This window comes from Ensifer adhaerens (assembly GCF_020035535.1).
GTDB lineage: Bacteria > Pseudomonadota > Alphaproteobacteria > Rhizobiales > Rhizobiaceae > Ensifer.
In genome coordinates this window covers 1,456,100-1,481,177 of sequence record NZ_CP083349.1, presented here as the reverse complement: position 1 = coordinate 1,481,177, position 25,078 = coordinate 1,456,100, and the positions used below count along the sequence as shown (strand labels likewise).

Here is a 25,078-nt window from a genome sequence, read left to right as displayed (position 1 = left end):
ATCGGCAACGATGACGGATATCCTGCGCAAGATCGAAGCCTATAAGCGCGACGAGATCGCAGCCGCGAAAGCACAGACACAGCTTTCCGAGCTCAAGGCGCGCATCGCCGACCAATCTGCGCCGCGCGGCTTTTACTCAGCGCTCACCGCGCGCAAGGCGGCCGGCACGTTCGGACTGATCGCCGAAATCAAGAAGGCAAGCCCGTCCAAAGGCCTCATTCGCCCGGACTTCGATCCGCCGGTGCTCGCCAAGGCCTACGAAGCGGGTGGGGCCGCCTGTCTCTCCGTGCTGACGGATGCGCCGAGCTTTCAAGGTGCGCCGGCCTTCCTGGAGGCCGCGCGTGCGGCCTGCGGCCTGCCGGCCCTGCGCAAGGACTTCATGTTCGACAGCTACCAGGTGTTCGAAGCGCGTGCCTGGGGTGCGGACTGCATTCTGCTGATCATGGCGTCGCTCAGCGACGACGACGCCCGTCGCCTTGAAGAGGCGGCCTTCGAGCTTGGCATGGACGTGCTGATCGAGGTGCACGACGCCGAGGAAATGGAACGGGCACTCAAGCTCGCCTCCCCCCTTGTCGGCATCAACAACCGCAATTTGCGCACCTTTGAGGTCGATCTCGCCGTCTCGGAACAGCTTGCAGGCATGGTTCCATCCGATCGGCTGCTGGTCGGCGAAAGCGGCATCTTCACCCATGAGGATTGCCAGCGCCTGGAAAAGAGCAGCATCACCACCTTCCTCGTCGGCGAAAGCCTGATGCGAAAAAGCGATGTGGAAGCGGCAACACGCACCCTGCTGACCGGCGCAGCAACCACGCTGGCGGCCGAGTAATGGGTAAGCCGACGCTCACGCATCTTGGTGGCAGCGGCGAAGCGAACATGGTGGATGTCGGCGACAAGGCCGAGACCGTGCGTGTGGCGGTCGCCGAAGGCCATGTGCGCATGAAGGCGGAGACGCTGACGCTCATTCTCGAAGGCGACGCCAAGAAGGGCGATGTCATCGGTACGGCGCGGCTCGCCGGCATCATGGCCGCCAAACAGACCGCCAATTTCATCCCGCTCTGCCACCCGCTGATGCTGACCAAGGTTGCGGTCGACATCACGCCCGACCCAACGCTTCCCGGCCTCCGGGTCGAGGCGCTTGCCAAGCTCACCGGCCGCACCGGCGTCGAGATGGAAGCGCTGACGGCCGTGAGTGTCGCGTGCCTTACCATCTACGACATGGCGAAGGCTGCGGATCGCGAGATGGAGATCGGCGGAATCCAGGTGGTCAGCAAGTCCGGCGGTCGGTCCGGCGACTTTCGCCGCGAAGGGAACTGAGGCCATGTCGCTGCTATCCGTCGAAGATGCGCTCGACCGAATACTTGGCAGCGCGGCTTCGAGACCACTGACCGAACATCTTGGTCTTCACGATGCTGTCGGCCGGGTCCTTGCCGAAGATATTGCGGCGCTCGTCACCCATCCTGCCTTCGACAATTCGGCGATGGACGGCTACGCCATTCGCCATCAGGATATCGAGACCATTGGCGCGGAACTTGCCGTAATTGGCCAATCGGCCGCCGGCCATGGCTTCAAGGGAGAGGTTGGCCCTGGACAGGCCGTCCGCATCTTTACCGGAGCGCCCCTACCCGTCGGCGCCGATACGGTGATCATCCAGGAGGATACCGAGCGCCTGCCGGAAGACCGGATCCGCACCAAGTTCGTGCCCGGCAAGGGTCGCCATATCCGCTTGGCCGGACAGGACTTTGCACGGGACGAGAAGGCGCTCTCGGCTGGTGACGTGCTCGACGCCGGGCGACTGACGCTGGCTGCCGGCATGAACCGTGCGAACCTTCCCGTCTTTAAGCGGCCGAAGATCGCAATCCTTGCGACCGGCGACGAACTGCTGCCTCCCGGGAGCAAACCGGGGCCGGACCAGATCATCGCCTCGAACAGCTTCGGCGTCGGGGCAATCGCCCGCGACAACGGCGCAGAGGTCATCGATCTCGGCATCGTCGCCGACGACCAGCAGGCGATCGCCGCCCAGGTCGCGCGGGCTCAGGCCGCCGACGTAGACGTGCTCGTCACGCTCGGAGGCGCCTCGGTCGGCGACCATGACCTGGTCCAGGCAACGCTGCTTTCCTGCGGCATGACGCTCGACTTCTGGCGTATCGCCATGCGACCGGGAAAGCCGTTGATGGTGGGCAAACTCGGAGAAACGACAGTGCTCGGCCTGCCCGGCAATCCGGTCTCGAGCCTCGTTTGCGCACTGCTGTTCCTGGAACCGCTGACACGCAAGCTCGCACGATTACCGTCCCGCGAACGCATGGCAACCGCCAGGCTAGCAAGCCCGCTGCCGGCCAACGACGTCAGGCAGGACTACGTTCGCGCACGTCTCTCCAAAGACGAAGACCGGAACCTCGTCGCCCACCCCTTCTCGCGGCAGGACTCGTCGATGATGAAGGTCTTTGCGCAGTCCGACTGCCTGATCGTGCGCCGGCCACACTCTGCAGAAGCGCCGATCGGTGCATCCTGCGACATTCTCAGGCTTCGCTGACGCGATCGCGTCCGGCTGCAGGCATCTGCGAATTGGCTTGTGAAGCGCCGTGACCTGGGCGGGCTCATTTCCACGCCACAACTGGGGCTGATGTCATGGCGCCGACATGATAGCCCTGTACAAGGGAGCTACTTGATCGCCGCTGAGGACGTCCGACTACGGATGTACTAGCGGACCCGCGGTGATCTGGAGAAAGGTCGGGTTCAGCCCGGCCTTTTGCATTTCTGTGACTGGGCGCACCAGACGACGCCAGCGCCCTGAGCCGGAGCAAACGCGTCCCCGGCCCTCGCGACAAGTTCATGGATTCGATCAGCTGGCCGCTTCGTCGCTGCGGCTGACCAGGATCTTGTCGATCCGGCGCGCGTCCATATCGACCACCTCGAAACGGTAGCCGTGGGCGATGGCGATGTCGCCTTCCTCCGGGGTCTTGCGCAGTTGCTGTACCAGGAAGCCGGCGATCGTCTCGAAGTTGCCGTCGGCATCGATCCCCTCGATACCGATCGTCAGGTGAATTTCATCGATCGGCGTACGGCCGTCGACGAGATAGCTGCCATCTTCGCGCACGCGGATCAGCGCGTGTTCGATGTCGTCGTAGTTCGACGGCAGCACGCCGACGATAGCTTCGAGGATATCGGCAATGGTGATGATGCCTTCGGTGCTTCCATATTCGTCGACGATCATCGCCATGTTGATGCTCGACGACTTGAAGGCGTCCAGCGCCTTCAAGCAGGACGCGGTTTCCGGCAGAGTATGGATCTCGCGAATGTATTTACGTACGTCGAACGGTCCGGAAGCCGGTGCGTTCAGGACTTCCTTCGCCAGAACGGCGCCGAGTACATCGCCGCTCGGTCCATCGACCACCGGATAGCGAGAGTGACCGAACTGGTCGATCTTGCGGCCAACGGCCTCCAGGCTGTCGTTGACGTCGATGAAGCTCACCTCGGTGCGGTGTGTCATGATCGACTTCACGTTGCGGTCGCCGAGGCGGATGATTCGCCGGAGCATCTCATGTTCCGACTTTTCGATGGCACCGCTCTCGACACCCTCGGCCATGATCGCCTGAACTTCCTCTTCGGTGACGTGATCGGGATCGTCCGGGCGCATGCCGAGAAGGCGCATGGCGACCGATGCGGCCGTTTCGAAGAGGTAGACGACCGGAGCAGTGATGCGCGACAGGAACAGCATCGGCCTGGAAACGAACATCGCCAGCGCTTCGGAATTCTTCAGCGCCAGCTGCTTCGGGATCAGTTCGCCGATGACCACCGACAGGAAAGTAATCAGGGTGACGACGAGCGCAACGGCAACCGTGTTGCCGTAGGGATGGATCCAGGCGATGTCATCGAGGATCGGCGCGATCTTGGCGGCGATGGTCGCGCCACCGTAGGCGCCGGCGAGCGTGCCGACCAGCGTAATGCCGACCTGGACCGTGGAAAGAAACTTGCCCGGATCTTCCGCCAGCCTCAGTGCAACCTCGGCGCGGTGATTTCCCTGTTTTGCCATCTGGCGAAGCATGGGCTTGCTTGCCGAGACGATTGCCATTTCCGAGAGAGCAAAAAATGCATTGATCAAAAGCAGGACGAAAATGACAAAAAACTCGGACATGGTCTCCAGATCACCGTTGACGAAAGCCGCTCCGCTGGGAACGACCAATCACCAGATAAGCCCAGCGGGCGATCTGAGCAAGCGCAAGCGTTGAAATCTATGCGATCGCCGAACATTGAAGATCGCCCAATGGCGGAATTTCGAACAATCCCGGCCGCTCAGAAAGGTCAGTTGCTGTTTTGCAGGGCGCTGCGGACCCGTTCGCGACCGATCTTGATGACATTTTCCATCGCGAGCCGCGCGCCGACTTCGTCGCGGCGGCCGATCTCCTCGACGATGCGGATATGGTTGCGGGCGACTTCGTCGATACCGCCTCTTTCGGCAACGGGCGAACTCAGCTTGAAGACGCCAACGAGCGCCGCTTCGATCAACCCGCCGACCGTGCGCATGAACGGATTGCCGGAGGCTTCGGCGACAGCGAGGTGAAACTTCAGATCGGCGACGGCAAGGCTCTCGGCGGTATGGCCCTCCTCGCCCATGGCGACGGCGAGGCGCATCATGCGGCTGATTTCGGCCTCCGACGCATTTCTGGCGGCAAGCGCCGCCGCATGCGGCTCAAAGGCGAGGCGCACTTCGCTCAGGTGATAGAGGAAATCTTCATCGACGCCGCACTCGAAGTGCCAGGTCAGGATATCGCTGTCGAACAGGTTCCAGTCGTTGCGCGGCGTTACGCGCGTGCCGATGCGTGCGCGCGGCACGACCAGCCCTTTGGCCGCCAGCGTCTTCATCGCCTCGCGAAGAACCGTGCGCGACACCTTGAAGCGTGCCGCGAGTTCCGGGTCACCCGGAAGGATCGAGCCCACGGGGAACTCGCCGGATATGATCGCCTTTCCAAGCTGATCGACGACATGCGCATGGCTCGTGCGTTTGCGCGAGCCGGACACAACGGTTTCCAGCAAACTCCTGTTCAATCCATCTCCTCCAGGCACTCCCCTGCCTGATTCCTGCCGACGCACGGATATCGATGCCCCGAAGCACCGCCGACCGCTTGCCTCAAACTTGCGCAAGCAAGTGTAGTTTGATCGACCGATTCCGGAAAGCCCCCGGAAAGATAAGCAGAATCGGCGTTCGCCTCTATCCTGAAAAAGACAAACCCCGCCACGGCGGCGGGGTTTGCTTAACTTCATTTCTGCGCGATCGCTTACTTCGGCAGCTGGTCGTCGACACCTTCGACGTAGAAGTTCATGCCAAGCAGCGTGCCGTCATCGGACGACGCACCGGCCGCAAGCCACTCGCTGCCGTCCTGCTTCTTCAGCGGACCGGTGAAGGGCTTCAATTCGCCCGACTTGATCTTGGCTTCGGCGTCCTCGGCAAGCTTCTTCACGTCGTCAGGCATGTTGGTGTAGGGCGCCATCGTCAGGATGCCGTCCTTCAGGCCGTCCCAGCTCGACGTCGTTTCCCACTTGCCATCGAGGAAGGCCTGCGTGCGCTTGATGTAGTAAGCGCCCCAGGTATCAACGATCGCCGTCAGCTGCGTCTCCGGGCCGGCCTTGATCATGTCAGACGCCTGGCCGAAGGCCTTGATGCCACGCTCGGCGGCAACCTGCATCGGTGCCGTGGTGTCGGTGTGCTGCGTCAGGATATCAACGCCCTGGTCGACCAATGCCTTGGCGGCATCGGCTTCCTTGCCGGGGTCGAACCAGGTGTTTGCCCAAACGACCTTGATCTTGAAGTCCGGATTGACCGAACGCGCGCCGATGATGAAGGAGTTGATACCCATCACCACTTCCGGGATCGGGAAGGAGGCGATGTAGCCGGCGACGCCCTTCTGCGACATCTTGGCGGCGATCACGCCCTGGATGTAGCGGCCTTCATAGAAGCGGCTGTTGTAGGTCGCGACGTTCGGCGCGGTCTTGTAGCCGGTGGCGTGTTCGAACTTCACGTCCGGGAACTTCTGCGCGATCTTGATCGTCGCATCCATGAAGCCGAAGGACGTCGTGAAGATCAGGCCGCAGCCGGAACGCGCCAGGCGCTCGATGGCGCGCTCGGCATCCGGGCCTTCCGGTACGCTTTCGAGGTACTGCGTCTCAATCTTGTCGCCGAGCGCCTTTTCCAGCTCCTGGCGACCGATGTCGTGGGCCTGGGTCCAGCCGCCGTCGGTCTTGGCACCGACGTAAACGAAGCAGATCTTGGCCTTCTCCTGGGCACCCGCAGTCGATGCAAAGCCGATGACGGCCGCCGTACTTGTGAGAGCGAGTAGTAGTTTCTTCATTTTTTCACCCCTGTCGGTTTGAGAAACAGTTATCTGAAATGCTTGATGTCAGCGGTCCGGCACGAACGGTTTGCCGAGCGATGCCGGCGTATTGATCAAGGTCATACGCCGATTATGCGAAATGAGAATGAGCACGAGGATCGTCGCGACATAGGGAAGCGACGAAAGCAGCTGCGAGGGGATGCCAAGGCCGAAGGCCTGGGCGTGCAGCTGGCTGATCGAAACGGCACCGAAGAGGTAACCACCCGCGACCAATCGCCAGGGCCGCCAGGAGGAGAAGACCACCAGCGCCAACGCGATCCAGCCGCGGCCGGCCGACATGTTCTCCACCCATTGCGGTGTGTAGACGAGCGACAGCTGTGCGCCGGCGAGGCCAGCACAGGCGCCGCCGAACATGACGGCCAGATAGCGCGTGCGGATCACGTTGACGCCGAGCGCATGGGCCGACGCGTGGCTGTCGCCGACGGCGCGCAGCTTGAGGCCGGCGCGGCTGCGAAACAGGAACCAGTTTACGCCGGCGACAATCGCGATCGACAGGTAGAAGATGATGTCCTGTCGGAACAGCAACGGACCGAGATAGGGAATATCGGCAAGCAGCGGTATCGTGATCGGCTGCAGCTTGATGCCCTGCATGCCGAGGAAACTCTCGCCCATCATGCCGGAGACACCGATCCCGAGCAGCGTCAAGGCAAGGCCCGTCGCCACCTGGTTCGCCACCAGTGTCAGGGTCAGGAACGCAAAGAGCTGCGAGAAGATCGCGCCACAGGCGACGCCTGCGAGCATGCCGAGATAGGGCGAGCCGGTGATCTGGGTGATCGCGAAGGCAGAGACCGCCCCCATGATCATCATGCCTTCGACGCCGAGGTTCAGCACGCCGGAACGTTCCGTCACCAGTTCGCCGATTGCGGCCAGTACCAGCGGGGTAGCAGCGGTGATGACACTCAACAGGATCGCTTCGACGATGCCCATCAGCGGCTACCTTCCGTCGTTGTCGCGGTCAACCGGTCGAAGATCAGTTTGATGCGATAGTGGATGAGCGTGTCGCAGGAGAGCACGAAGAAGAGAAGCAGGCCCTGGAAGACGCGCGTCACCTTCTCGGAAACGCCGATGGAAAGCTGTGCTGCCTCACCGCCGAGATAAGTCAAGGCGAGCACCAGGCCGGCGGCGACGATGCCGAGCGGATTGAGGCGGCCAAGGAACGCAACGATGATGGCAGTGAAGCCGTAGCCGGGCGAGATGACCGGGCGCAGCTGCTGGATCGCGCCGCTGACCTCGGAAATGCCGGCAAGGCCGGCAAAGGCGCCAGAGAGCAGCATGGAAAACCAAATCATCTTGCGCGAGGAGAAACCGGCAAAGCGCCCTGCCCGCTCAGATTGGCCAAGCACGGAAATCTCGAAGCCCTTCAGCGTATAACGCATCATGAACCAGACGAGGATCGCAGCGATGATGGCGAAAGCGAAGCCCCAGTGGGTACGGCCTGAGGCAAGCATTTCCGGCAGGATCGCGTCGACGGCGAAGGTGCGCGTCTCCGGAAAATTCATGCCGCCCGGATTGCGCCAGGGCCCACGCACCAGCCAGTCGAGGAAAAGCTGGGCGACATAGACCAGCATCAGGCTCGTCAGGATCTCGTTGGTGTTCATATGCGCCTTGAGGAAGGCGGGGATGGCAGCGAACAGCGCACCGCCGAGCATGCCCATCAACATCATCAGCGGCAGCACCAGCGGCGACTGCCAGTCATAGAAGACCACCGGCAGGATCGAGCCGGCGATGGCGCCCATGATGAACTGGCCTTCGGCGCCGATGTTCCAGTTGTTGGAGCGGAAGCAGACCGAAAGTCCGACGGCAATCAGGATCAGGGGGGCTGCCTTGATCGCCAATTCGTGCAGCGACCAGACTTCGCTCAAGGGTTCTACGAAGAAGCTGTAGAGCGCTATGACCGGGTTCTTGCCGAGCAGAGCAAACATGATGCCGCCGAAGACGATCGTCAGCAGGAAGGCAATGAAAGGCGACAGGATTGAAAACAGCGTCGAGACCTTGGCGCGCTTTTCCAGTTCAATGCGCATGTGCGGCCTCCGTGCCTTCCGTCTTGCCGTACATGCCGCCCATCAGCAGGCCGATCTTCTCGCGCGAAAGCTCTTTCGCCGGATAGGGATCGGAGAGCTTTCCGTCGCTGATGACGGCGATCTCCGTCGCCACTTCGAAGATCTCGTCGAGATCCTGGCTGATGACCAGAACGGCAGAACCTGCCTTGGCGAGATCGACGAGCGCCTGGCGGATGCGGCTGGCCGCGCCGGCATCCACGCCCCAGGTCGGCTGGTTGACGACCAGCACGCTCGGTTGGCGGTCGAGCTCACGCCCGACGATGAACTTCTGCAGGTTGCCGCCCGAAAGCGAGCCGGCCGGCGGGTCCTCCCCGCTCTTGCGCACATCCATTGCCTCGGAGATGCGCTGCGTGGCGCTCGTCACCGCATCACGGCGGATGATTTTGAGGAAGCCGCCGCCAAGGAATGCTTTGGCGTCCGAGCGACTGCGGGCAAGCACGAGATTGTCCGAAAGCCGCAGCGCCGACACGGCGGCATGGCCGTGGCGCTCTTCGGGAACGAACCCGGCGCCCATCAACCGGCGGGCATTGATGTGCCTGGTGCCGACCGGTCTTTGGCGGATCTGCACGGCATTGTCGTCAGCAACCGGATACTCGCCCGAGAGCGCATCGAAAAGCTCGCCCTGGCCGTTGCCGGCGACACCGGCAATCGCCAGTACTTCGCCGGCATGAACTTTCAGACAGATGTTCTTCAGCGATACGGCAAAGGGCGTGCGTGCGGGAACTGTCAGATGACGTGCCTCTAGCTGTACCTGCCCCTTGGCGCTGGTGCCTTCCGCCGTCACGGCCGCAACGTCGCTTCCGACCATCATGCGCGCCAGCGACGACGGCGTTTCCGCCTTCGGGTCGCAGGCGCCGGTCACCTTGCCGTGGCGCAGAACCGTCGCGCGGTCGCAGATGCGCTGCACCTCTTCGAGGCGGTGGCTGATATATAGAACCGAGCGGCCTTCGGCCTTCAGCTTGTAGAGCGTTTCGAACAGGCGATCGGCTTCCTGCGGCGTCAGAACCGAAGTCGGCTCGTCAAGGATGATCAGGCGCGGATTCTGCAGCAGCGCGCGCACGATCTCGATACGCTGGCGCTCGCCAACGGAAAGATCCGCCACATGCGCCTTGGGGTCGAGCGGCAGGCCGTAGGCATGCGACAGCCGCGAGGCCTCTTCCGCCACCCTTGCCAGCGAGATGTTCGCGTCCATCGAGAGCGCAATGTTTTCGGCGACGGTCAGCGCCTCGAACAGCGAAAAATGCTGGAAAACCATGCCGATGCCGAGCTTGCGCGCAGCGGCGGGATTGGCGATACGCACGCTCTGGCCCTGCCAGATGATCTCGCCAGCCGTCGGCGCCAGTACGCCGAACAGCATCTTCACCAGGGTCGATTTTCCGGCGCCGTTTTCACCGAGAAGGGCGTGGATCTCGCCCTGTTCAATCTGCAGATTGATCCCATTGCAGGCCGCGAAGCTGCCAAACAATTTCGTCAGGTTGCTCACAGCCAATAGATGACCGTTCGCTGCTACTCCCTCAACAGGCACGCTGCCCTCTTTCCCCTCTGTTGATCCGCGTCCGCCTTAAGGCTTCGATCACGGAATCAGCAGTGTTGTTCCACTTGTTTTTCTTGTCTCGAGATCCGTATGCGCCCGCCCTGCGTCGGCAAGCGGATAAGTCTGATTTATATTGATACGCACTTTGTTGCTTTGCACAATATCAAACAGGGAATTTGCACACGCTTCCAGCGCAGGCCGCGTGGCAACGTAACCGAAGAGTGTCGGACGGGTCGCAAACAGCGAGCCCTTCTGCGCCAGAATACCGATGCTGAAGGCATCCACCGGACCGGACGAATTGCCGAAGCTGACCCATAGGCCGCGCGGTTTCAGGCAGTCCAGCGACGCCGGATAGGTGTCGCGCCCGACGGAATCGTAAACCACGTCAACGCCGCGGCCATCGGTCAGTTCCTTGACCCGCGTAACGAAATTGTCTGTGCGGTAATTGATCACGTGGTCGTAGCCGTGTGCCAGCGCCAGATCGATTTTGTCCTGCGATCCCGCGGTGCCGATCACGGTGGCGCCGAGCGCCTTGGCCCACTGACCAGCGATCAGGCCGACGCCGCCGGCGGCGGCATGGAAGAGGATCGTCGTCCCGGGGCCGACCTGATAGGTCTGGTTGAGCAGATATTGCGCCGTCATGCCTTTCAGCATCATCGCAGCCGCAGTCTCGAGGCTGATGCCGTCGGGCACCTTCACGAGCTGCGAGGCGTCGGCATTGCGTTCGCTGGCATAGGCGCCATCGGCCGAAGCATAGGCGACGCGATCACCGATGGAGAAGAGGCTGACGCCATCGCCAACGGCTGTGACGATACCAGCACCTTCCTTGCCCGGCACAAAAGGCAAGCCCGAGGCGGACTTGTAGAGACCGGTGCGGAAATAGACATCAATAAAGTTCAGGCCAACGGCGACCTGGCGGATCTGCACCTCGCCCGGGCCTGGCGGCGAGAGCGTGACGCCTTCGAGTTTCAGGACCTCCGGTCCACCAAGATCGCGTACCACAATCGCCTGTGCCATTGCCTGCTCCTATTTCCGGCCGAGACTTGGAAAAATCTGCAGCACGAAGCCAATCACGTAGAGATAGATGCCTGTCACGACAAAACCGGTCACGACCCAGGCCGGCGTCGCAAAGTGCAAGAGCAGCGCGTAGACACCCAGCGCCGACCAGATCAGGAAGACACCGAGGTTCAATGGTCGCAAACGCTGGACGCGGACCGGATGGAGAAAATTGATCGGCAGGAAGGTAAGAGCCACCGAAACGAAGACCACGATCGACGCCGTCACCTCGCTCGCCTGAATGACGAACAGTGTGAAGACCACCATGTTCCAGACGACCGGAAAGCCCGAGAAGAAATATTCATCCGTCTTCATGCCCATGTCGGCATAGTAGATCGCGCTGGAAACCACGATCGCACCGGCTGCAACGAAGGACCAGGGCTCGCCGATCATGCCGCTCTGGTAGAGCGCAAAGGCCGGCAACAGCACATAGGTCACATAGTCGATGACATTGTCGAGCGTATCGCCCGACCAGTTGGGCAGCACTTCCTTGACACGCACTTTGCGTGCGATCGGCCCGTCGATCCCGTCCACGAACAGGGCCAGGCCCAGCCACCAGAACATATCGACAAAGCGGTGCTCAGCTGCTGCGACGACGCCGAGGAAGGCAAGAAACGACCCCGATGCGGTCAAGATGTGCACGGAAAAGGCTCGGATCTCGGCGTAGGGAACTCGTCTGTAGTTAAAGAACTTCATCTGCGGACGCCGCCTACCCCTGACTTTTCCCCGTACGGGTTGTTTTTCCCGGGCGAGCTTGGGGCCCGCCTCAACCGCTCTGCGGCGCATTGCGCGTAATATGCACCCTTTGCAACGCATCGCCACTAAAATTCAAGCTTAGCGCCATCCCACAACCCTATTGTCCTGTGGACACTTGCAAATTGCTTCTGCGCTGATTCTACCCATTTATTTCGCTCTCGCCCGCGACTAAGGGTATGATCGAGGCTTGATAAGAACGCCTCCCAGCGTGCTTGAAAGGTTGGTTGGATCATGGATCACTACGACATCGCCATCATCGGTGCGGGTCTCGCGGGGTCGCTCGCGGCGATCGCACTTGCCGACGCCGGTTACCGCGTTGCCTTGATCGGCCCGGAGCCGGCGGTCGCCGACGGACGCACCACTGCACTGATGGACCAATCGATTGAGTATCTCAAGAAGCTCAATCTTTGGGAAAAGGTCGAACCGCTGACGGCACCGCTTTCGACCATGCGCATTCTGGACGGAACCAACCGGCTGCTGCGCGCGCCGCCGGTCAATTTCCGTGCTGCCGAAGTCGGGCTCGACGCCTTCGGCTACAACATCCCCAACGCACCTTTCATCGACATTCTGCGCCAGCGGGCTGAAGAGAGTGCGACGCTGACGCGCATCACCACGTCTGCTATCGGCTTCGATCTTTCGGACACTGTCGCCACGATCGCGCTTGCCAACGGTAGCCAATGCAGCGCGCATCTTCTTGTCGGCGCCGATGGTCGCCGCTCGCCGGTGCGCGAGGCGGCGAAGATTTCCGTCAGCACCTGGTCCTATCCGCAGACAGCCGTCGTTCTGAACTTTGGCCACGAACTGCCGCACCAGAACATCTCGACCGAATTCCACACCGAAAGCGGCCCCTTCACCCAGGTTCCCCTGCCCGGCAACCACTCCAGCCTCGTATGGGTGCGCAAGCCGGACGATGCCGCACAAACGCTGACGCTGGACCTTCCTGCACTCTCCCGCGCGGTCGAAGAACGGATGCAATCGATACTCGGCAAGGTGACGGTCGAAGGCACGCCGCAATCCTTCCCGCTCTCGGGCATGACCGCGCAGCGCTTCGGCAAGGGCCGCGCCGTACTTCTCGGCGAAGCGGCCCATGCCTTTCCGCCGATCGGGGCCCAGGGCCTCAACCTCAGCCTCCGCGATGTGATGACGCTCGTCGATATCATCGGCGTGGCAAACGGAGAGGCACTTGCCGCCGACATCAGTGATCGGTTCGACTGCCGTCGCCGACTTGATATCATCAGCCGCACGGCGAGCGTGGATCTGCTCAATCGGTCGCTGCTTTCCGGCTTCCTGCCGGTGCAGGCGCTACGCGCGCTCGGGCTGCATGTGCTTTCCGCCGTTGGACCGCTCCGCAGCCTCCTGATGCGCGAAGGCGTTCATCCCGGCAGCGCGCTCCACGCCCTCAAGGAAGGCTTACGGGAAAAGATCGGGCGGAAGAGCGCCTGAACGGATCAGGTAAAGCAGGCCGGTGACGGTGGCGACGGAAAGCGTCGTTGTGATCAGGATCGTCGCCGAGGCGCGCTCCTGCCACACACCGTATTGATGGCCGATAACGAAGACGTTCGTTGCCGTCGGTAGTGCTGCGAGCAGCACCGCCGTCTGCACCCAGACCGGATCATAATTCCCCATCAGGCTCATCGCCGTGAACATGACGAGTGGATGCAGCAGCAGCTTGGCTGGAACGATGTAGCCGATCTCGACAGGAATGCGCTTGATCGGACGCAGCGCCAGCGTCACGCCCATGGCAAACAGCGCGCAAGGTGCCGCGCACTGCGCGAGATAGTCGATGAGCCGCTGAACCGGCACCGGCGGCTGTACCGCGAAGAAGGCCGCAACCACGCCGGCAAGCGTCGCTAGGATGAACGGGTGCAGAATGATCTTGCGCCCGACGCTTGCGGCAAGCACCAGCGGCTTTTCCTGCCGGCCGCCGGATATCGCCATCATCGCCGGCGCAACGGCGAAATGGGCCGCATTCTCGAAGCTGAAGATCAGCGCCACCGGCACCGCGGCGGCATCGCCCAAGGCGAGAAGCGCCAGGCCAGGGCCCATGTAGCCAATGTTACCGTAAGCGGCGCCAAAACCCTGGATCGCCGCCTCGGCAATGGAATTGCGCCTGACATAGACGCCGATGAGGAAAATCAGCGAAAAGACGATGTAGGTCGCACCGACAGTCGTCAGGATGAAGTCGGCGCGCGCCAGCTGCTCGATCGGCGTGCGTGAGACCAGCTTGAAGAACAGCGCCGGCAACGCGAGATAGATGATGAAGGTGTTGAGCCAACCCATCGCCTCGCCCGGATGCTGGACGAAGCGCGCCGTCAGATAACCGAGGAAGATCAGGCCGAAGAACGGCAGCACCAGGCCCGCGATTTCCGTCATCTTGTCCCTCGCATCTTTCACTTTCCTGCGCCGGCGCCCGCCTCGCACGCCTAGCTCAGGAACCGCCCAGACGATTAGGCCGGGTCCGGCGATAAGTGATTCCGAAATACGAGGGTATGCCCTAGCCGATTTTCATCAGGATCGGGAAGGTCGTCTGGAACCAGATGGCAACGGAACTGATGAAACCGAAGAGAAACGCCAGGCCCGCCAGCACCAGAAGACCGCCCATCAGCTTCTCGACCAGGCCGAGATGGCGGCGGAAGCGGAACAGGAAGCGCATAAAGGCACCAGAGAAGCCCGCCGCGATCCAGAACGGAATAGCAAGCCCGAGCGAATAAACGGCGAGCAGCATGGCGCCGTCGGTCACGGTGTCGCGTGCAGCGGCTACGCCGAGGATCGTGCCGAGAACCGGGCCGATGCAGGGCGTCCAGCCGAAGGCGAAGGCGAGCCCCATAATATAGGCGCCAGAGAGCGTTGCCGGCTTGCCGCCCCCCTGAAAGCGCGCCTCGCGCGCCAGGAGCCCGATCTTGAATACGCCGAGGAAATGCAGGCCCATGATGATGATGATCACGCCGCCGATGCGCGACAGCAGATCCATGTGCTGCCGGAGCAGCATGCCGATCGACGAGGCCCCTGCCCCGAGCGCCACGAAGACCGTCGCGAAGCCGAGCGTGAACAACAGTGCCGCCGGAAGGACCGCACGCCGGGTGCTGCCGATCGTTGCCGCATCACCGCTGCGGAACTGATCGACCGAAACGCCGGCCATGTAACAAAGATAGGGCGGAACGAGAGGCAGAACGCAGGGCGAAAGGAACGAGAGGGCGCCGGCAAGAACGGCGGTCCAGATGGAAATATCGGCGATCGACAACGGCAAGAACTCCGGCACGCGGCATTTGGGCCATTCCTTAGCCGCAGGATCATGATGATACCAATCACCTTTTGGCGATCATTGCGCCATGCACCGTTTCTTCACAAAACCCGCAATTTTTCGGTTGACCGACAGGAAACACCCGTGCATATGTCCGCCCACTTCCGCCGGGCTTCACGGCCGCGGCCAGGGAGCGCGTAGCTCAGCCGGTAGAGCAACTGACTTTTAATCAGTAGGTCCAGGGTTCGAATCCCTGCGCGCTCACCACGAATACCCAATAAATTGGCAATTGCGATTGCAGTCGCTTGGAGAATCCACTTCGCGTGCGGCGACACGCGTCACGAACATGCATGCAGCAAACGGCTCAGCATCTTGGTAGACGCTCGCGTGGTCGTAGGAGCAGGTCGAACAAATCAGCCCGGAACTTAAGCCGTGATCTCGTCGACCTGCTGTTTCAAGCGCCGACCAAGGTCGGTGCGCTAGAAATCGAAGTAGACCGTGACGCCTGAGCGGCGTTGGTAGCGGTATGGGTCATGGTAGCCATAGTACCCGCGATCACGGTAGCCGCCAAGTACCCGTATTGGCGCGGGTAGCACCTGCCGTAATAGCCACATGAACGCCAGGCTTGGCGCCTATCCCATCGACGATCCCATCGGCGGTCTGCGTGCCAATGACGATGGCTCCGGTGGTTGACCTGTTCGACAGTGCCCGTCTGTACGTTTTCGGGTCTCGGCACGAATATCGGAGCGGCGCTCAGCGGCAAGGCGAAAGTCGCGGCCAAGCCAATCGCTGCGAAGGCGGATAAGAGCTTTTTCATCGTAACTCCTCCTATCTGCCAATCACTTTGAGCTATTCAGCCTGAACCTGCGATGAATACCTAATCCCCCCGGGTTAAGTGATTCGGCGCTGCCCGGATCCGTCCCCACCGCCGGCATGCCGGGCGGCGCGGCCATGCAGTTGCGGAACTTCCTTTCGAATCGACAGTTCCTTCCTTGACCACCAAGGAGAAACGCCATGGCGAACGATCTGAGAGCGGGCTTCACCGGAAAACCAACCGAACCACCAACAGGCGCCCGCAAGGTCGCAAGGAAGGCCGCCGCCGCTGTAAGTCGTGAAGCAAACGCTGTGACCGTTGGCGCCGCAGATCACCCATACACCGCATCCGGTCTGACGCTTGCTGTTGGCTTTGTTGCGTTTGCGATTGGCTACGCTATCGGCCGGTCGAAGATCGACAGCGGACGAAGCTACTGGCGATAGTCGCCTCTGCGCTTCCAGGGGCTAATGCGGCTGATGCGATCGATGGTCGGAGGCCGCGGACGCCCTGTCGTGTGAACGTCTGCCCTACGCCCGGGAATCATCCCTATCGACAATTGCGCGCGTTGCGTAGATGCTGAACCTCACGCTGAGGATGCAGAGTGGTGAACTCCCAGGTTGGTTTGTAGCAAAGGGGTGACAGCATGAAAAAGCTTATCATTGCGCTTGGAATCATTGGTACGCTCGCGTCCTGCACGCAGACGGAGAAAGGAACTGCAATCGGCGCCGGTACCGGTGCCATCATCGGCGGCGTCGTGAGCGACAGTTGGGGCGGCGCAGCAATCGGCGCTGTGGCGGGCGGCATCATGGGCAACCTGATAGGCCGTTCCCGTGAGCGCGAAGGCTATTGCATCTATCGCGACCGCTATGGCCGCCGCTATGAGGCGCGCTGCCAGTAGCAGCTTCCCGTTGACGCAAGCCGCGCATTTCCTGCAACGCGCGTGACTTCAAATCCGGCGGACCTCTCCAATCGCACACGATCTGACCGCCGCTCGCCTGGCGGTCAGCGTTGCGTTTTGCATGTTGGCGCCGCCATTGCGGCGCCAACATCTCGGACATGCGTGATCGGGCGGGACACAAGGACAAGAGCAAAGCGAGCGGCGTCGGCTAGCGCGTTGGTGCACGCCAGAGCAGTGAGAACCGGCGAACAGCATGAGACGTTGTCCAGCAAGCGTGTTACACTGCGCAAATGACTGACGAAGAGCAGACTTACGAATATTCGGAATTTTCCGGCCAGTTCAGTGACGACGGCGTCGTCGTGGAATTGCGAATCTATCGGCCGGCAGGCACGAATCACGATTGGGTTCTTGAGGTTATCGATGAGGAGGGTTTTTCCACCACGTGGGAGGACCCCTTCCCCACCGATCGCGAGGCCTTTGAAGAATTCATTGCAACCGTCCAGCGCGACGGCATTCAGGCCTTTACTGACGAGCCGCCACAGACGGTTCACTGACCCGATCCTGAATTTTGATTCCCGCTTTGCCTAAGAACATATCGCTCCTGGGACGCGCTTTCACGCCACCGCGCCTCGCCTCGACGCACGCATCTTCAGGGGGCTCATGCCATATTCGCGACTATAGGCGCGGGAGAAGGCGGACAGGCTGTCGAAACCGCAACGCAACGCAATCTCGCGGATCGGGCTGCCGGAATCACGCACCAGCCGGTGTGCGACCTGCAGACGGAGGCGCAAATAGTAGGCGCCGGGGCTGGTCGACAGCCCGCGCGCAAACAGCAACTCCAGCTTGCGTTGCGAAATCGACAGCCGCTTCGTCAGAGCTGCGATCGTCAGCGGACGCTCAAGCGTGCGCTCCATCAATCGAATCGCTTCGGCGAGTTCCGGATCGCGCGTTTCGATCCGCCCGAGCGAAACGAACGGCTGGACGTCAGTCGCGCTGTGGGTCTGGTCATAGACGAAGATGCTGGCGACATCGAGCGCCAAGGCCGAACCCAGCCTTTGCGTGATCCAGTGCAGCATCATGTCGAATGTCGGCGAGGCGCCGCCTGACGTCCAGAACTTGCCGTCGGCGACGAAACGGTCGCCAAGCACCGTCAAGGCCGGAAAGGCCTGGCTAAAATCTTCAAGCTCCTCCCAGTGCGCGGTCGCCCGCCGACCATTGAGCATGCCGGTTCGTCCGAGCAACCAGCAGCCCGATTCGATGCCGGCGACGATATCGAAGTGCCGGGCGCACTCCTGCAGCACCCCTATGAATTTCTTGTCGACATGCCGATCGAGATTGAAGCCACCGATCACCAGCAGCGCATCGCCGGCGAGCGGCTGGGCAAACTTGCCGTCGACCACGATCGGGATGCCGCAGGTCAACGTCACTGGTTTTCCATCCGCCGAAAGCAGCCGCCAGCAAAACACGTCACGTCCGGAGATGCGATTGGCGGCGCGCATTGGATCCAGCACCGAGGCGAGCGACATGATCGACGACTCCGGCAGGATGACAACGCAAACTTCGATCACAGATTGTGGACGTCCATCAGAAGCCATGCGGGAAATGTCAAATTTCGAGCGATAAATGTCAATTCCGGAAATGACGTTCAGGCATTATCAGACCGTATCGATCTCCCTACGCGCGGCGCTGCAGCCCCGCGCTGAGACGTTCCCCTTTCCGCCTTTTGCCGGAACGGGCCGGTTGGAGCCATCCACCGGCCCGTTTTTTTCTATGCCGCCACAAAAAGAAGAGCCGCAGTGGCGGCACGCATCATCGGCCGGATCCGACGCAGCAACCGGCTCCCGCGTGGGCGTCAAGAATGCGTGCAGCGCCGGCAAGGCCTCGACCATTTGCAACTTCTGCTGTACGTTTGCGCATATATTCGGCCGCTGTTCCGGACGATAAGCATCGTCTGCTGTCATGGCGGCAATCGGCGTCAATATATTGCGTATACTCTACGGAGACCCGCATTTTCCCGTAGACTGTTCTCTCCAGCATCTGGAAATGCACCATGAGCGTCACGAGGCTTCTGCTGATCTTGCCGCTTGCAGCGGTCCTGACCTATCTCTTGTTTCTTGGCCTCATCTTTTTTTCGCAGCGTACCCTTCTCTATCCGGGGGCAAATGCCGCCGCCGCACCGAACCCACCGATCTGGGGCGAGAATGTCGCCGTCAGCACGCTGGACGGCGAGACGCTACACGGGCTCTACAGTCGAGGTGAACCCGATAAACCCGGTGTGCTGCTCTTTTTCGGCAACGGCGATCGAGCCGACAACTACGAATTTCTGGCGCAGGCACTGGCTGCGCGCGGTATCGGATTGCTCGCGATTTCCTATCGCGGCTATCCAGGATCGACCGGCTCACCCAGCGAGCAGGGCCTGCTGACGGATGGCATCGCGGCGTTCGATTGGCTGATACCCCGGGTCAAAGGAGGCATCGTCGTGCTCGGCCGCTCCCTCGGCACCGGCGTCGCGGTGAACACTGCCGCACAAAGACCCGCCTCTGGCGTGGTCCTCATCTCCCCGTATCTATCGGTCCTTTCGGTTGCCGAAGCGCGCTATCCGTTCCTTCCCGTCGCGCTCCTCATCAAGGACTCCTTCCGCTCCGACCTCAAGATAGCCGCGGTGAAGCAGCCAAAACTCTTCATCCATGGTCGGCTGGACGACAGCATTCCCCTATCTTCCGGCGAGGCGCTCTACCGCATCGCTGCCGAACCCAAACGAATGCTGGTCGACGAACGCTCGGGCCACAACGACATCTGGAACGAGAATACGGTATGGGAGGTGATCCAATTTGTGGAGGCATTGCCGCGGGACGCGACCTAGGCGGACACCACGCACCTCGTGGCTGTGTCCACGATTTCAATCAAAGAAACAGATGATTAGAAACTTGGCGACCCCTGCAGGATTCGAACCTGCGACAACCTGCTTAGAAGGCAGGTGCTCTATCCAACTGAGCTAAGGGGCCGTCCCGGGCTGTGCCCGTCTGATGCGACCTGGGACCTTAGTGGGTCCAGGGCTGCATCCGGTTGAAACGGAAGTTGTCCGGGTAGGACACACTCTTGCGCGTCGCTTCCTTCGGCGCGATTACGCGGTATTCGATGCCGTTGCGCTCGGCATAGGCGATGGCCTGCTCGGCGTTTTCGAAGGTCAGCCGCAGCTGCTGCTTCATGTCGCCGGAGCTGGTGTAGCCCATGATCGGGTCGATGGTGCGCGGCTTTTCCTGATCAAACTCCAGCACCCACAGATTCGTCTTGGCTTTGCCAGACTGCATGGCGGTCTTTGCTGGACGATAGATCTTTGCGGACATGGTTTCGAACGGCTCCATACTTTCGCTGGCAACATTCACGGGCGCCAGCATTCCGTCTTCCCATAACGCAGATTGATTTAAAACGGAATGACTTTCGGCCGGATAAATTCGGCTTTTCAGTGGGAGGACCGCGCTGGACGCAGGCCTCGACTGAGGGGGCACGCAATCCGCGTGCCACAAGCACGCAAAGACGGCGCAGCGATATCTGGCGGAAAGAAACAGGGAGAACGAGAACGCCTATCAGGCGTTACGATGGTCGGAGTGGAGAGATTCGAACTCCCGACCCTCTGGTCCCAAACCAGATGCGCTACCAGACTGCGCTACACTCCGTGCCAACGGCGCCGGAGATACACGCTTCGCCCTTGGGCTGCAACATGTAATTTCGCTGTTGTCCACTCTCAAGAAACCTGCGCTCGCCCCATTCCCGGTCCGCGGCCAGCGGAAATGTCCCGAATTGGGACAAAAGCGCCGGTTTGTCATCCGAATTTAGTAATCGCTAAATCCATTGCGGCTAGAGCCAAGCGGCGCACAACCCCACCGTGCCAACTTCCCAAACCTTCCCGAGCATTCCATGAACGCCCAACTCGATCTCGCCACCGTTCTGCTTCTTCACAAATCGTCCTTCCTCGTCGGCGCGTTCTGCTTCCTTTACGCTCGCTGGCAATCGCCGCGGGATGAAGGGCTCGGAATTCTGGCGAGCGGCTTCCTCTTCCTGGCACTTGCGTCGACGCTCGCGGGCTACGGCGAACAGAAGCTGCTGCCGGCCCATCTGTGGACGCTTTCGAGCTTCACGCTCGGGATCGGCGGCTATGCGCTGTTCTGGATCGGGGTCCGCCGCTTGAGCGCCGGCCGCCGGCGCAAGGCTGACTGGCTCGCACTTTCGATACCGGTCGCGGGTGCGGCAATCGGTCTTGCCACCCATTTCCATATCGTCAACTACGTCCGTGCGAGCGTCTTCAATGCCACAGCCTTTGCCCTCCTCGCCGCCTCCGCCGTTGCCGTCATCGCGGATCGCAAACGGGAACCGCTGCCGGTACGCGCATTGTTTGCAGCAGCCATGGCCGTCGGCGCCAGCCTTTGCCTTGCCGTGGTGATCGGCCTTGTAAAGCCGGGTATCATACCGATCACGACCACCTATGCTTTTTTCCTCTCGATCATCTGCCACTTCGCGATTGCCCTTTTCGCACTCGTCCTCGTCAAGGAACGGGCCGAAGCGGAACTCAGGCGCTCGGCCGACACCGATGCCCTGACGGGCGCCTCAAACCGACGCTGGTTTCTCACGCAACTGCCTGGTTCGAACTGGCATGGCGACTGCCTCATCGTCATGGACCTGGACTTCTTCAAGCGCATCAACGATCGCTACGGCCATCACGCCGGCGACCAGGCCCTGATCGCCTTTGCCGATCTGATCAGGTCGAATCTGCGAAAAGGTGATTGCTTCGCCCGCCTCGGCGGGGAGGAATTTGGTCTCTACCTGCCGCAGACAAGCGAAGCACAGGCGCTTGCCATCGCCGAGCGGCTGCGTCGCGCTGTCGAAAAGCTTGCTGTTACAAGCAACGAACAACCCATAGCACTCAGCGTCAGCATGGGGCTCGCCGCTGCCCGCGGCAACGAGAGCTCGTGGGAGGATTTGTTCAACAGGGCGGATGCGGCGCTCTACGAGGCCAAGCGCAGCGGCCGTAACCGTGTCACGTCATCTTCCTCGGCGACTACATCCGCTTCAACGTCAATGGAAGTGAGCTTCGGCCGCGCCGGCTGATGAGGGTACATCCTTCAAAAAAGAAGCGGCCATCCCATGCGGAGGCCGCTCAGATTGGAGGTGTAATGCCTCATACTACTCCTTTTAAGCGAAATTGCCTGTGGCCAAATTTCACCTATGCCGCGCAAACAGCCACCATGGCGGGTGCGACTGATAGCTTTGCACTTTGTGCGGCACACGCGCTGGTGTAGAACGAGCGCGCAGCCACAATTGCGCTGTCTCTGCTGGAGTTTCGCCTTGCCTTTGTAAAATCCGGTCTCGCTAGTTTCACCCCGTTCGCCCGATAGCTCGACGCTATCGGTTTGATTTTTCATGCGTTCGTTGAGGTGGCGGTTCGAGACCGGAATGGCATTGCCGATCTCAAGCCCGGTGCGATGGCACCAGGCGAAACCATCACCTACAAACGCTGCCAGACCGCGTCCCCGCAACGGGTACTCAAACCGTCGTCTCGATGGACTTCCCTTTGGAAGAACCAGACGACATGTCTCATACATTGACGGTCCTGTGGACCATTGAACCACAAGCGGCGCCCCGCCCCTGGCTTGCCTGCAGACGATGCCGCGGCGCGCGCCCTTTCGAGTGCAGCGGCAAAACGCGGCTGAACGCCAACGGCCGACGGCTTGATGCCTGGTTGATCTATCGTTGCGCCGACTGCGACGACACCTGGAATCGCCCGATCTTCGAGCGGCAGAATGTCCGCAACATCCCGCCCGAAACGCTCGACGCCCTCCAGAACAACGATCCAGGCTGGGTTCGCCAGGTCTCGTTCGACGTCGAGGGCCTTCGCCGCGAGAGCGGCAGGATCGAGGAGTTCGCCGATTGCCGTGTGACAAGGCGCGTGCTCGCTGAAGCGCGGGACGCGTGCACCCACCTTGAACTCGTCGTGCACGCGCCGTTGGCGGTCAGTATACGTGCCGATCGCCTGCTTTCGGCGGAACTCGGTCTCTCGCGCAGCAGGCTCACTCGACTGGAGGAAGAGGGGCGCCTGACGCTGCAGTCCGGCTCACGAAAGGCGTTGCAACGGCCGATCCGGGATGGCCTGCGGGTGGTTCTCGATCTCTCGAAGGAACGCGATCGTGACGAAATTGCCGATCGCGCGCGGGGCATATTGCTGCCTGCATGAACGAATTGGGGAAGCGTCGGCCCTATGCCGGCGCTTTCTGCCGACAGGTCAGAACTTCACACCGACGCCGACGGTGAACTGATGCTGATCGAGATCGACGTTGACGCCGCGGAAGTCCTTGTCGCCATAGTCGTTGTAGCGATACTCGGCGCGCCCGAAGACGTTGTCGGTGAACGAGTAATCGACACCGGCACCGATCGTCCAACCATTGAAGGTCTCTTTTTCCTTCGACGCTCCGGGCACGTCGACGAAGCCGCGGGTAACCGCCCAGCCACCTGCCCCGTAGAGCAGCGCCTTGTCGTTCAGCACATAGCCGACACGTCCGCGGATCGCGCCGGAAACATCGGTTCCGGCTTTGACGGAGGTCCCGCCAAGATCGAATCGCTTGTCATTCCAGTTGTAGTTGACGTCGCCCTCGATGCCGTAGACCCAATCACCCTGCTGGTAATTGAAGCCGGCAAAGGCACCGAGCAGGCCGCCATTGAAATCTTCGGAGCCGCGGCCGCCGGGCGCGCTGAAATCTCCGTTCAGCCAGCCGCCGCCGCCCTGGAGACCGACGTAACCGCCGGTCCATACGAAAACGGGTGGCGTTTCGACGACTGGCGTCGGCTCCAGCGCCGGCGTCAAATCTGCCGCCATCGCTGTTTGACCGAATGCAGCGACGGCCGCGATTGCAACAAGCACATTCCGGATCATCACAGATGCCTCCTGTTGTCTTCGGCAAAACATTAGCAACTTATTAAGTTGAAGTCTGCCCAAAAGGCTTTGCAGTCGTCATCGAAAGGATCGAATCATCTCGATACCGGTGATTTAGGCGATGATCGTCAAACTACAAGGCGGCGCCCCACGCCACCGGCCGATTCGTGATCCATAGGCGGGTCAATTGGCGGGTCACCGGCCTGGGATTCGAGCGCCCTCCAGGCGGTCTCCGGCCCGAATACCAAGCCGTTTGACGGTACCGGCATTGAGCTCGAGAACGAAGGCGACCGGCTCACCGGAATCAATAATCGCCTCGGAAAATGGCACGGCGTCCTCGCGGATCGTCCGCACAACGCCCTTGTTGTCGATGAACAGCATGTCGAGCGGAAGATAGGTGTTCTTCATCCACATCATCACACGGCGGGTTTCACCGAAATCGAACAACATTCCGTGATCCGGCGCCATCGAGCGGCGAAACATCAGTCCCTGCTCGCGCTGGTCGGGATCGACGGCCAGTTCGACCGTCAGTTCGTGCACCTTCCTGTTCGCGGTTACGAGCCGCATCTTGTCCTTGGGAAAGGACACCTCGGCCAGCGCCGCTACGGTGAAGGCGAACAACAAAAAAAGCGCCAACAGGGCGCTTTTTCCGGAAAGGTATCGTGCGGCGAGCATCAGTGCGACCGGCTCGTCGGCGACGGACCATCCGGATGTATTTCGGCAGCCATCAGGCCCTTTTCGCCATCACCGAAGCGAACGAGAACCACCTGGCCGGGACGAAGCTCGGTGAGGCCGAAGCGCCGCAGGGTCTCCATGTGAACGAAGATATCCTCTGTTCCTTCGCCACGCGTCAGGAAGCCGAAGCCCTTGGTGCGATTGAACCACTTGACCAGGACCCGTTCGAGGCCGCTTGTCGGCGTCACCTGGACATGGGTGCGCACCGGCGGAAGCTGCGACGGGTGCACCGCCGTCGACTGATCCATCGACAGGATGCGGAACGCCTGGTAGCCGCGATCGCGCTTCTGGATGAGCGCCACGACCCGCGCGCCCTCAAGAACCGTCTGGTAGCCGTCGCGCCTCAGGCAGGTTACGTGGACCAGCACGTCCTGCATGCCATTATCCGGCACGATGAACCCGAAGCCCTTGGCGACATCGAACCATTTGATCACGCCAGTGATTTCGATGAGGTCGAGAGCATCACTGCCAAAGTCGTCACCATGCATGACGTCTTTTGAAGATGTCCTATCCGCCATTCTCTCCCAGCCCCTCGTTTACGCGCGACTACCGATACGGTTAACTGATTCTTATTGACCAGAATAACATCGTCCCGCCGCGGATACGCAAGACCCTCGGCATATTTTGGCCGAGATCTAATATGCGGACGCAGCCTTGCCTCTGGCTTGCTGGC

The 25,078-nt window shown here is 61.2% G+C and carries 25 protein-coding genes, 3 tRNA genes and 1 pseudogene; 11 read left to right on the top strand and 18 right to left on the bottom strand.

Features of this window, described 5'->3' with window-relative positions; all coding sequences use genetic code 11:
- The first annotated feature begins 10 nt into the window (after positions 1–10).
- The 3 genes from trpC to glp are packed head-to-tail and all read left to right on the top strand — an operon-like array spanning position 11 to position 2,530.
- Positions 11–826 carry an indole-3-glycerol phosphate synthase TrpC gene (trpC, locus tag LAC81_RS07275; RefSeq protein ID WP_223727269.1) on the top strand — a complete coding sequence of 272 codons (816 nt, stop codon included), beginning with the start codon at positions 11–13 and terminating at the stop codon, positions 824–826.
- A complete protein-coding gene (gene moaC / locus LAC81_RS07270; protein ID WP_223727268.1) occupies positions 826–1,314 on the top strand; it encodes a cyclic pyranopterin monophosphate synthase MoaC in 489 nt (162 codons plus the stop codon). Before trpC ends, moaC begins: the two co-directional genes overlap by 1 nt.
- 4 nt (positions 1,315–1,318) lie before the next feature.
- On the top strand, positions 1,319–2,530 hold the full coding sequence (glp, locus tag LAC81_RS07265) for a gephyrin-like molybdotransferase Glp (protein WP_223727267.1): 1,212 nt from the start codon (positions 1,319–1,321) through the stop codon (positions 2,528–2,530).
- Between the two features lie 309 nt (positions 2,531–2,839).
- On the opposite strand, the gene LAC81_RS07260 is transcribed toward glp, so the two are convergent.
- From LAC81_RS07260 to pcsA, 8 genes are all read right to left on the bottom strand, one after another.
- Positions 2,840–4,132: a hemolysin family protein gene (locus LAC81_RS07260; protein ID WP_223727266.1), complete on the bottom strand. Its 1,293-nt coding sequence runs from the start codon at positions 4,130–4,132 to the stop codon at positions 2,840–2,842.
- 167 nt (positions 4,133–4,299) lie between these two features.
- On the bottom strand, positions 4,300–5,043 hold the full coding sequence (locus LAC81_RS07255; RefSeq protein ID WP_113537123.1) for a FadR/GntR family transcriptional regulator: 744 nt from the start codon (positions 5,041–5,043) through the stop codon (positions 4,300–4,302).
- Positions 5,044–5,273: 230 nt separating this feature from the next.
- On the bottom strand, positions 5,274–6,344 hold the full coding sequence (locus tag LAC81_RS07250) for a BMP family ABC transporter substrate-binding protein (RefSeq protein ID WP_223727265.1): 1,071 nt from the start codon (positions 6,342–6,344) through the stop codon (positions 5,274–5,276).
- 48 nt (positions 6,345–6,392) lie between these two features.
- Positions 6,393–7,313, bottom strand: coding sequence for an ABC transporter permease (locus tag LAC81_RS07245; protein WP_223727264.1), 921 nt, complete (start codon positions 7,311–7,313; stop codon positions 6,393–6,395).
- Complete coding sequence (locus LAC81_RS07240) at positions 7,313–8,407, bottom strand: ABC transporter permease (RefSeq protein WP_223727263.1); 1,095 nt, start codon at positions 8,405–8,407, stop codon at positions 7,313–7,315. The genes LAC81_RS07245 and LAC81_RS07240 overlap by 1 nt, the downstream gene beginning before the upstream one ends.
- Positions 8,397–9,971, bottom strand: coding sequence for an ABC transporter ATP-binding protein (locus LAC81_RS07235; RefSeq protein WP_223727262.1), 1,575 nt, complete (start codon positions 9,969–9,971; stop codon positions 8,397–8,399). Before LAC81_RS07235 ends, LAC81_RS07240 begins: the two co-directional genes overlap by 11 nt.
- 48 nt (positions 9,972–10,019) lie before the next feature.
- On the bottom strand, positions 10,020–10,997 hold the full coding sequence (locus tag LAC81_RS07230; RefSeq protein WP_223727261.1) for a quinone oxidoreductase family protein: 978 nt from the start codon (positions 10,995–10,997) through the stop codon (positions 10,020–10,022).
- A gap of 9 nt (positions 10,998–11,006) precedes the next feature.
- Positions 11,007–11,732, bottom strand: coding sequence for a phosphatidylcholine synthase (gene pcsA / locus LAC81_RS07225; RefSeq protein WP_223727260.1), 726 nt, complete (start codon positions 11,730–11,732; stop codon positions 11,007–11,009).
- A 291-nt stretch (positions 11,733–12,023) separates the two neighbouring features.
- Between pcsA and LAC81_RS07220 the strand changes: the two genes are divergently transcribed.
- Positions 12,024–13,235: a UbiH/UbiF family hydroxylase gene (locus LAC81_RS07220; RefSeq protein ID WP_223727259.1), complete on the top strand. Its 1,212-nt coding sequence runs from the start codon at positions 12,024–12,026 to the stop codon at positions 13,233–13,235.
- On the opposite strand, the gene LAC81_RS07215 is transcribed toward LAC81_RS07220, so the two are convergent.
- Positions 13,203–14,165, bottom strand: a complete 963-nt coding sequence (locus LAC81_RS07215) for an AEC family transporter (RefSeq protein WP_223727258.1) — start codon at positions 14,163–14,165, stop codon at positions 13,203–13,205. The two genes, LAC81_RS07220 and LAC81_RS07215, sit on opposite strands and share 33 nt — an antisense overlap.
- Positions 14,166–14,286: 121 nt before the next feature.
- Positions 14,287–15,033 carry a cytochrome c biogenesis CcdA family protein gene (locus LAC81_RS07210; protein WP_113537114.1) on the bottom strand — a complete coding sequence of 249 codons (747 nt, stop codon included), beginning with the start codon at positions 15,031–15,033 and terminating at the stop codon, positions 14,287–14,289.
- 191 nt (positions 15,034–15,224) lie between these two features.
- Here LAC81_RS07210 and LAC81_RS07205 point away from each other — a divergent pair.
- Positions 15,225–15,300, top strand: a tRNA-Lys gene (locus LAC81_RS07205).
- A 212-nt stretch (positions 15,301–15,512) separates the two neighbouring features.
- On the opposite strand, the pseudogene LAC81_RS07200 reads toward LAC81_RS07205, so the two are convergent.
- Positions 15,513–15,850, bottom strand: a pseudogene (locus LAC81_RS07200) (hypothetical protein).
- 197 nt (positions 15,851–16,047) lie between these two features.
- Between LAC81_RS07200 and LAC81_RS07195 the strand changes: the two are divergent.
- From LAC81_RS07195 to LAC81_RS07185, 3 genes are all read left to right on the top strand, one after another.
- Entirely contained in the window at positions 16,048–16,290 is a 243-nt protein-coding gene (locus LAC81_RS07195) for a hypothetical protein (protein ID WP_223727257.1), read from the top strand.
- 200 nt (positions 16,291–16,490) lie between these two features.
- A complete protein-coding gene (locus LAC81_RS07190; RefSeq protein ID WP_113537111.1) occupies positions 16,491–16,745 on the top strand; it encodes a YMGG-like glycine zipper-containing protein in 255 nt (84 codons plus the stop codon).
- A gap of 290 nt (positions 16,746–17,035) precedes the next feature.
- The gene (locus LAC81_RS07185) at positions 17,036–17,299 is read left to right on the top strand and encodes a hypothetical protein (RefSeq protein WP_113537110.1); all 264 of its coding nucleotides are present in this window, start codon (positions 17,036–17,038) and stop codon (positions 17,297–17,299) included.
- A gap of 60 nt (positions 17,300–17,359) precedes the next feature.
- On the opposite strand, the gene LAC81_RS07180 is transcribed toward LAC81_RS07185, so the two are convergent.
- The gene (locus LAC81_RS07180; RefSeq protein WP_223727256.1) at positions 17,360–18,340 is read right to left on the bottom strand and encodes a GlxA family transcriptional regulator; all 981 of its coding nucleotides are present in this window, start codon (positions 18,338–18,340) and stop codon (positions 17,360–17,362) included.
- A gap of 455 nt (positions 18,341–18,795) precedes the next feature.
- Between LAC81_RS07180 and LAC81_RS07175 the strand changes: the two genes are divergently transcribed.
- A complete protein-coding gene (locus tag LAC81_RS07175; protein ID WP_223727255.1) occupies positions 18,796–19,608 on the top strand; it encodes an alpha/beta hydrolase in 813 nt (270 codons plus the stop codon).
- Between the two features lie 65 nt (positions 19,609–19,673).
- On the opposite strand, the gene LAC81_RS07170 is transcribed toward LAC81_RS07175, so the two are convergent.
- The 3 genes from LAC81_RS07170 to LAC81_RS07160 all read right to left on the bottom strand — a co-directional run bounded on the left by LAC81_RS07170 (position 19,674) and on the right by LAC81_RS07160 (position 20,422).
- A tRNA-Arg gene (locus tag LAC81_RS07170) sits at positions 19,674–19,750 on the bottom strand.
- A gap of 36 nt (positions 19,751–19,786) precedes the next feature.
- The gene (locus tag LAC81_RS07165; protein WP_034791376.1) at positions 19,787–20,092 is read right to left on the bottom strand and encodes an ETC complex I subunit; all 306 of its coding nucleotides are present in this window, start codon (positions 20,090–20,092) and stop codon (positions 19,787–19,789) included.
- Between the two features lie 253 nt (positions 20,093–20,345).
- Positions 20,346–20,422 (bottom strand) — tRNA-Pro (locus LAC81_RS07160).
- 241 nt (positions 20,423–20,663) lie between these two features.
- Between LAC81_RS07160 and LAC81_RS07155 the strand changes: the two genes are divergently transcribed.
- Both LAC81_RS07155 and LAC81_RS07150 read left to right on the top strand, forming a co-directional pair.
- Entirely contained in the window at positions 20,664–21,851 is a 1,188-nt protein-coding gene (locus LAC81_RS07155) for a GGDEF domain-containing protein (RefSeq protein WP_223727254.1), read from the top strand.
- 481 nt (positions 21,852–22,332) lie between these two features.
- Positions 22,333–22,974, top strand: a complete 642-nt coding sequence (locus LAC81_RS07150) for a DUF1062 domain-containing protein (RefSeq protein ID WP_223727253.1) — start codon at positions 22,333–22,335, stop codon at positions 22,972–22,974.
- Between the two features lie 48 nt (positions 22,975–23,022).
- Here LAC81_RS07150 and LAC81_RS07145 read toward each other — a convergent pair whose 3' ends face one another.
- From LAC81_RS07145 to LAC81_RS07135, 3 genes are all read right to left on the bottom strand, one after another.
- On the bottom strand, positions 23,023–23,670 hold the full coding sequence (locus tag LAC81_RS07145; protein WP_223727252.1) for an outer membrane protein: 648 nt from the start codon (positions 23,668–23,670) through the stop codon (positions 23,023–23,025).
- 195 nt (positions 23,671–23,865) lie between these two features.
- Positions 23,866–24,345 (bottom strand): DUF192 domain-containing protein, encoded by a 480-nt coding sequence (locus LAC81_RS07140; RefSeq protein ID WP_223727251.1) that lies wholly within the window; start codon positions 24,343–24,345, stop codon positions 23,866–23,868.
- Complete coding sequence (locus LAC81_RS07135; RefSeq protein WP_043623636.1) at positions 24,345–24,923, bottom strand: cold-shock protein; 579 nt, start codon at positions 24,921–24,923, stop codon at positions 24,345–24,347. The genes LAC81_RS07140 and LAC81_RS07135 overlap by 1 nt, the downstream gene beginning before the upstream one ends.
- Between the last annotated feature and the right edge of the window lie 155 nt (positions 24,924–25,078).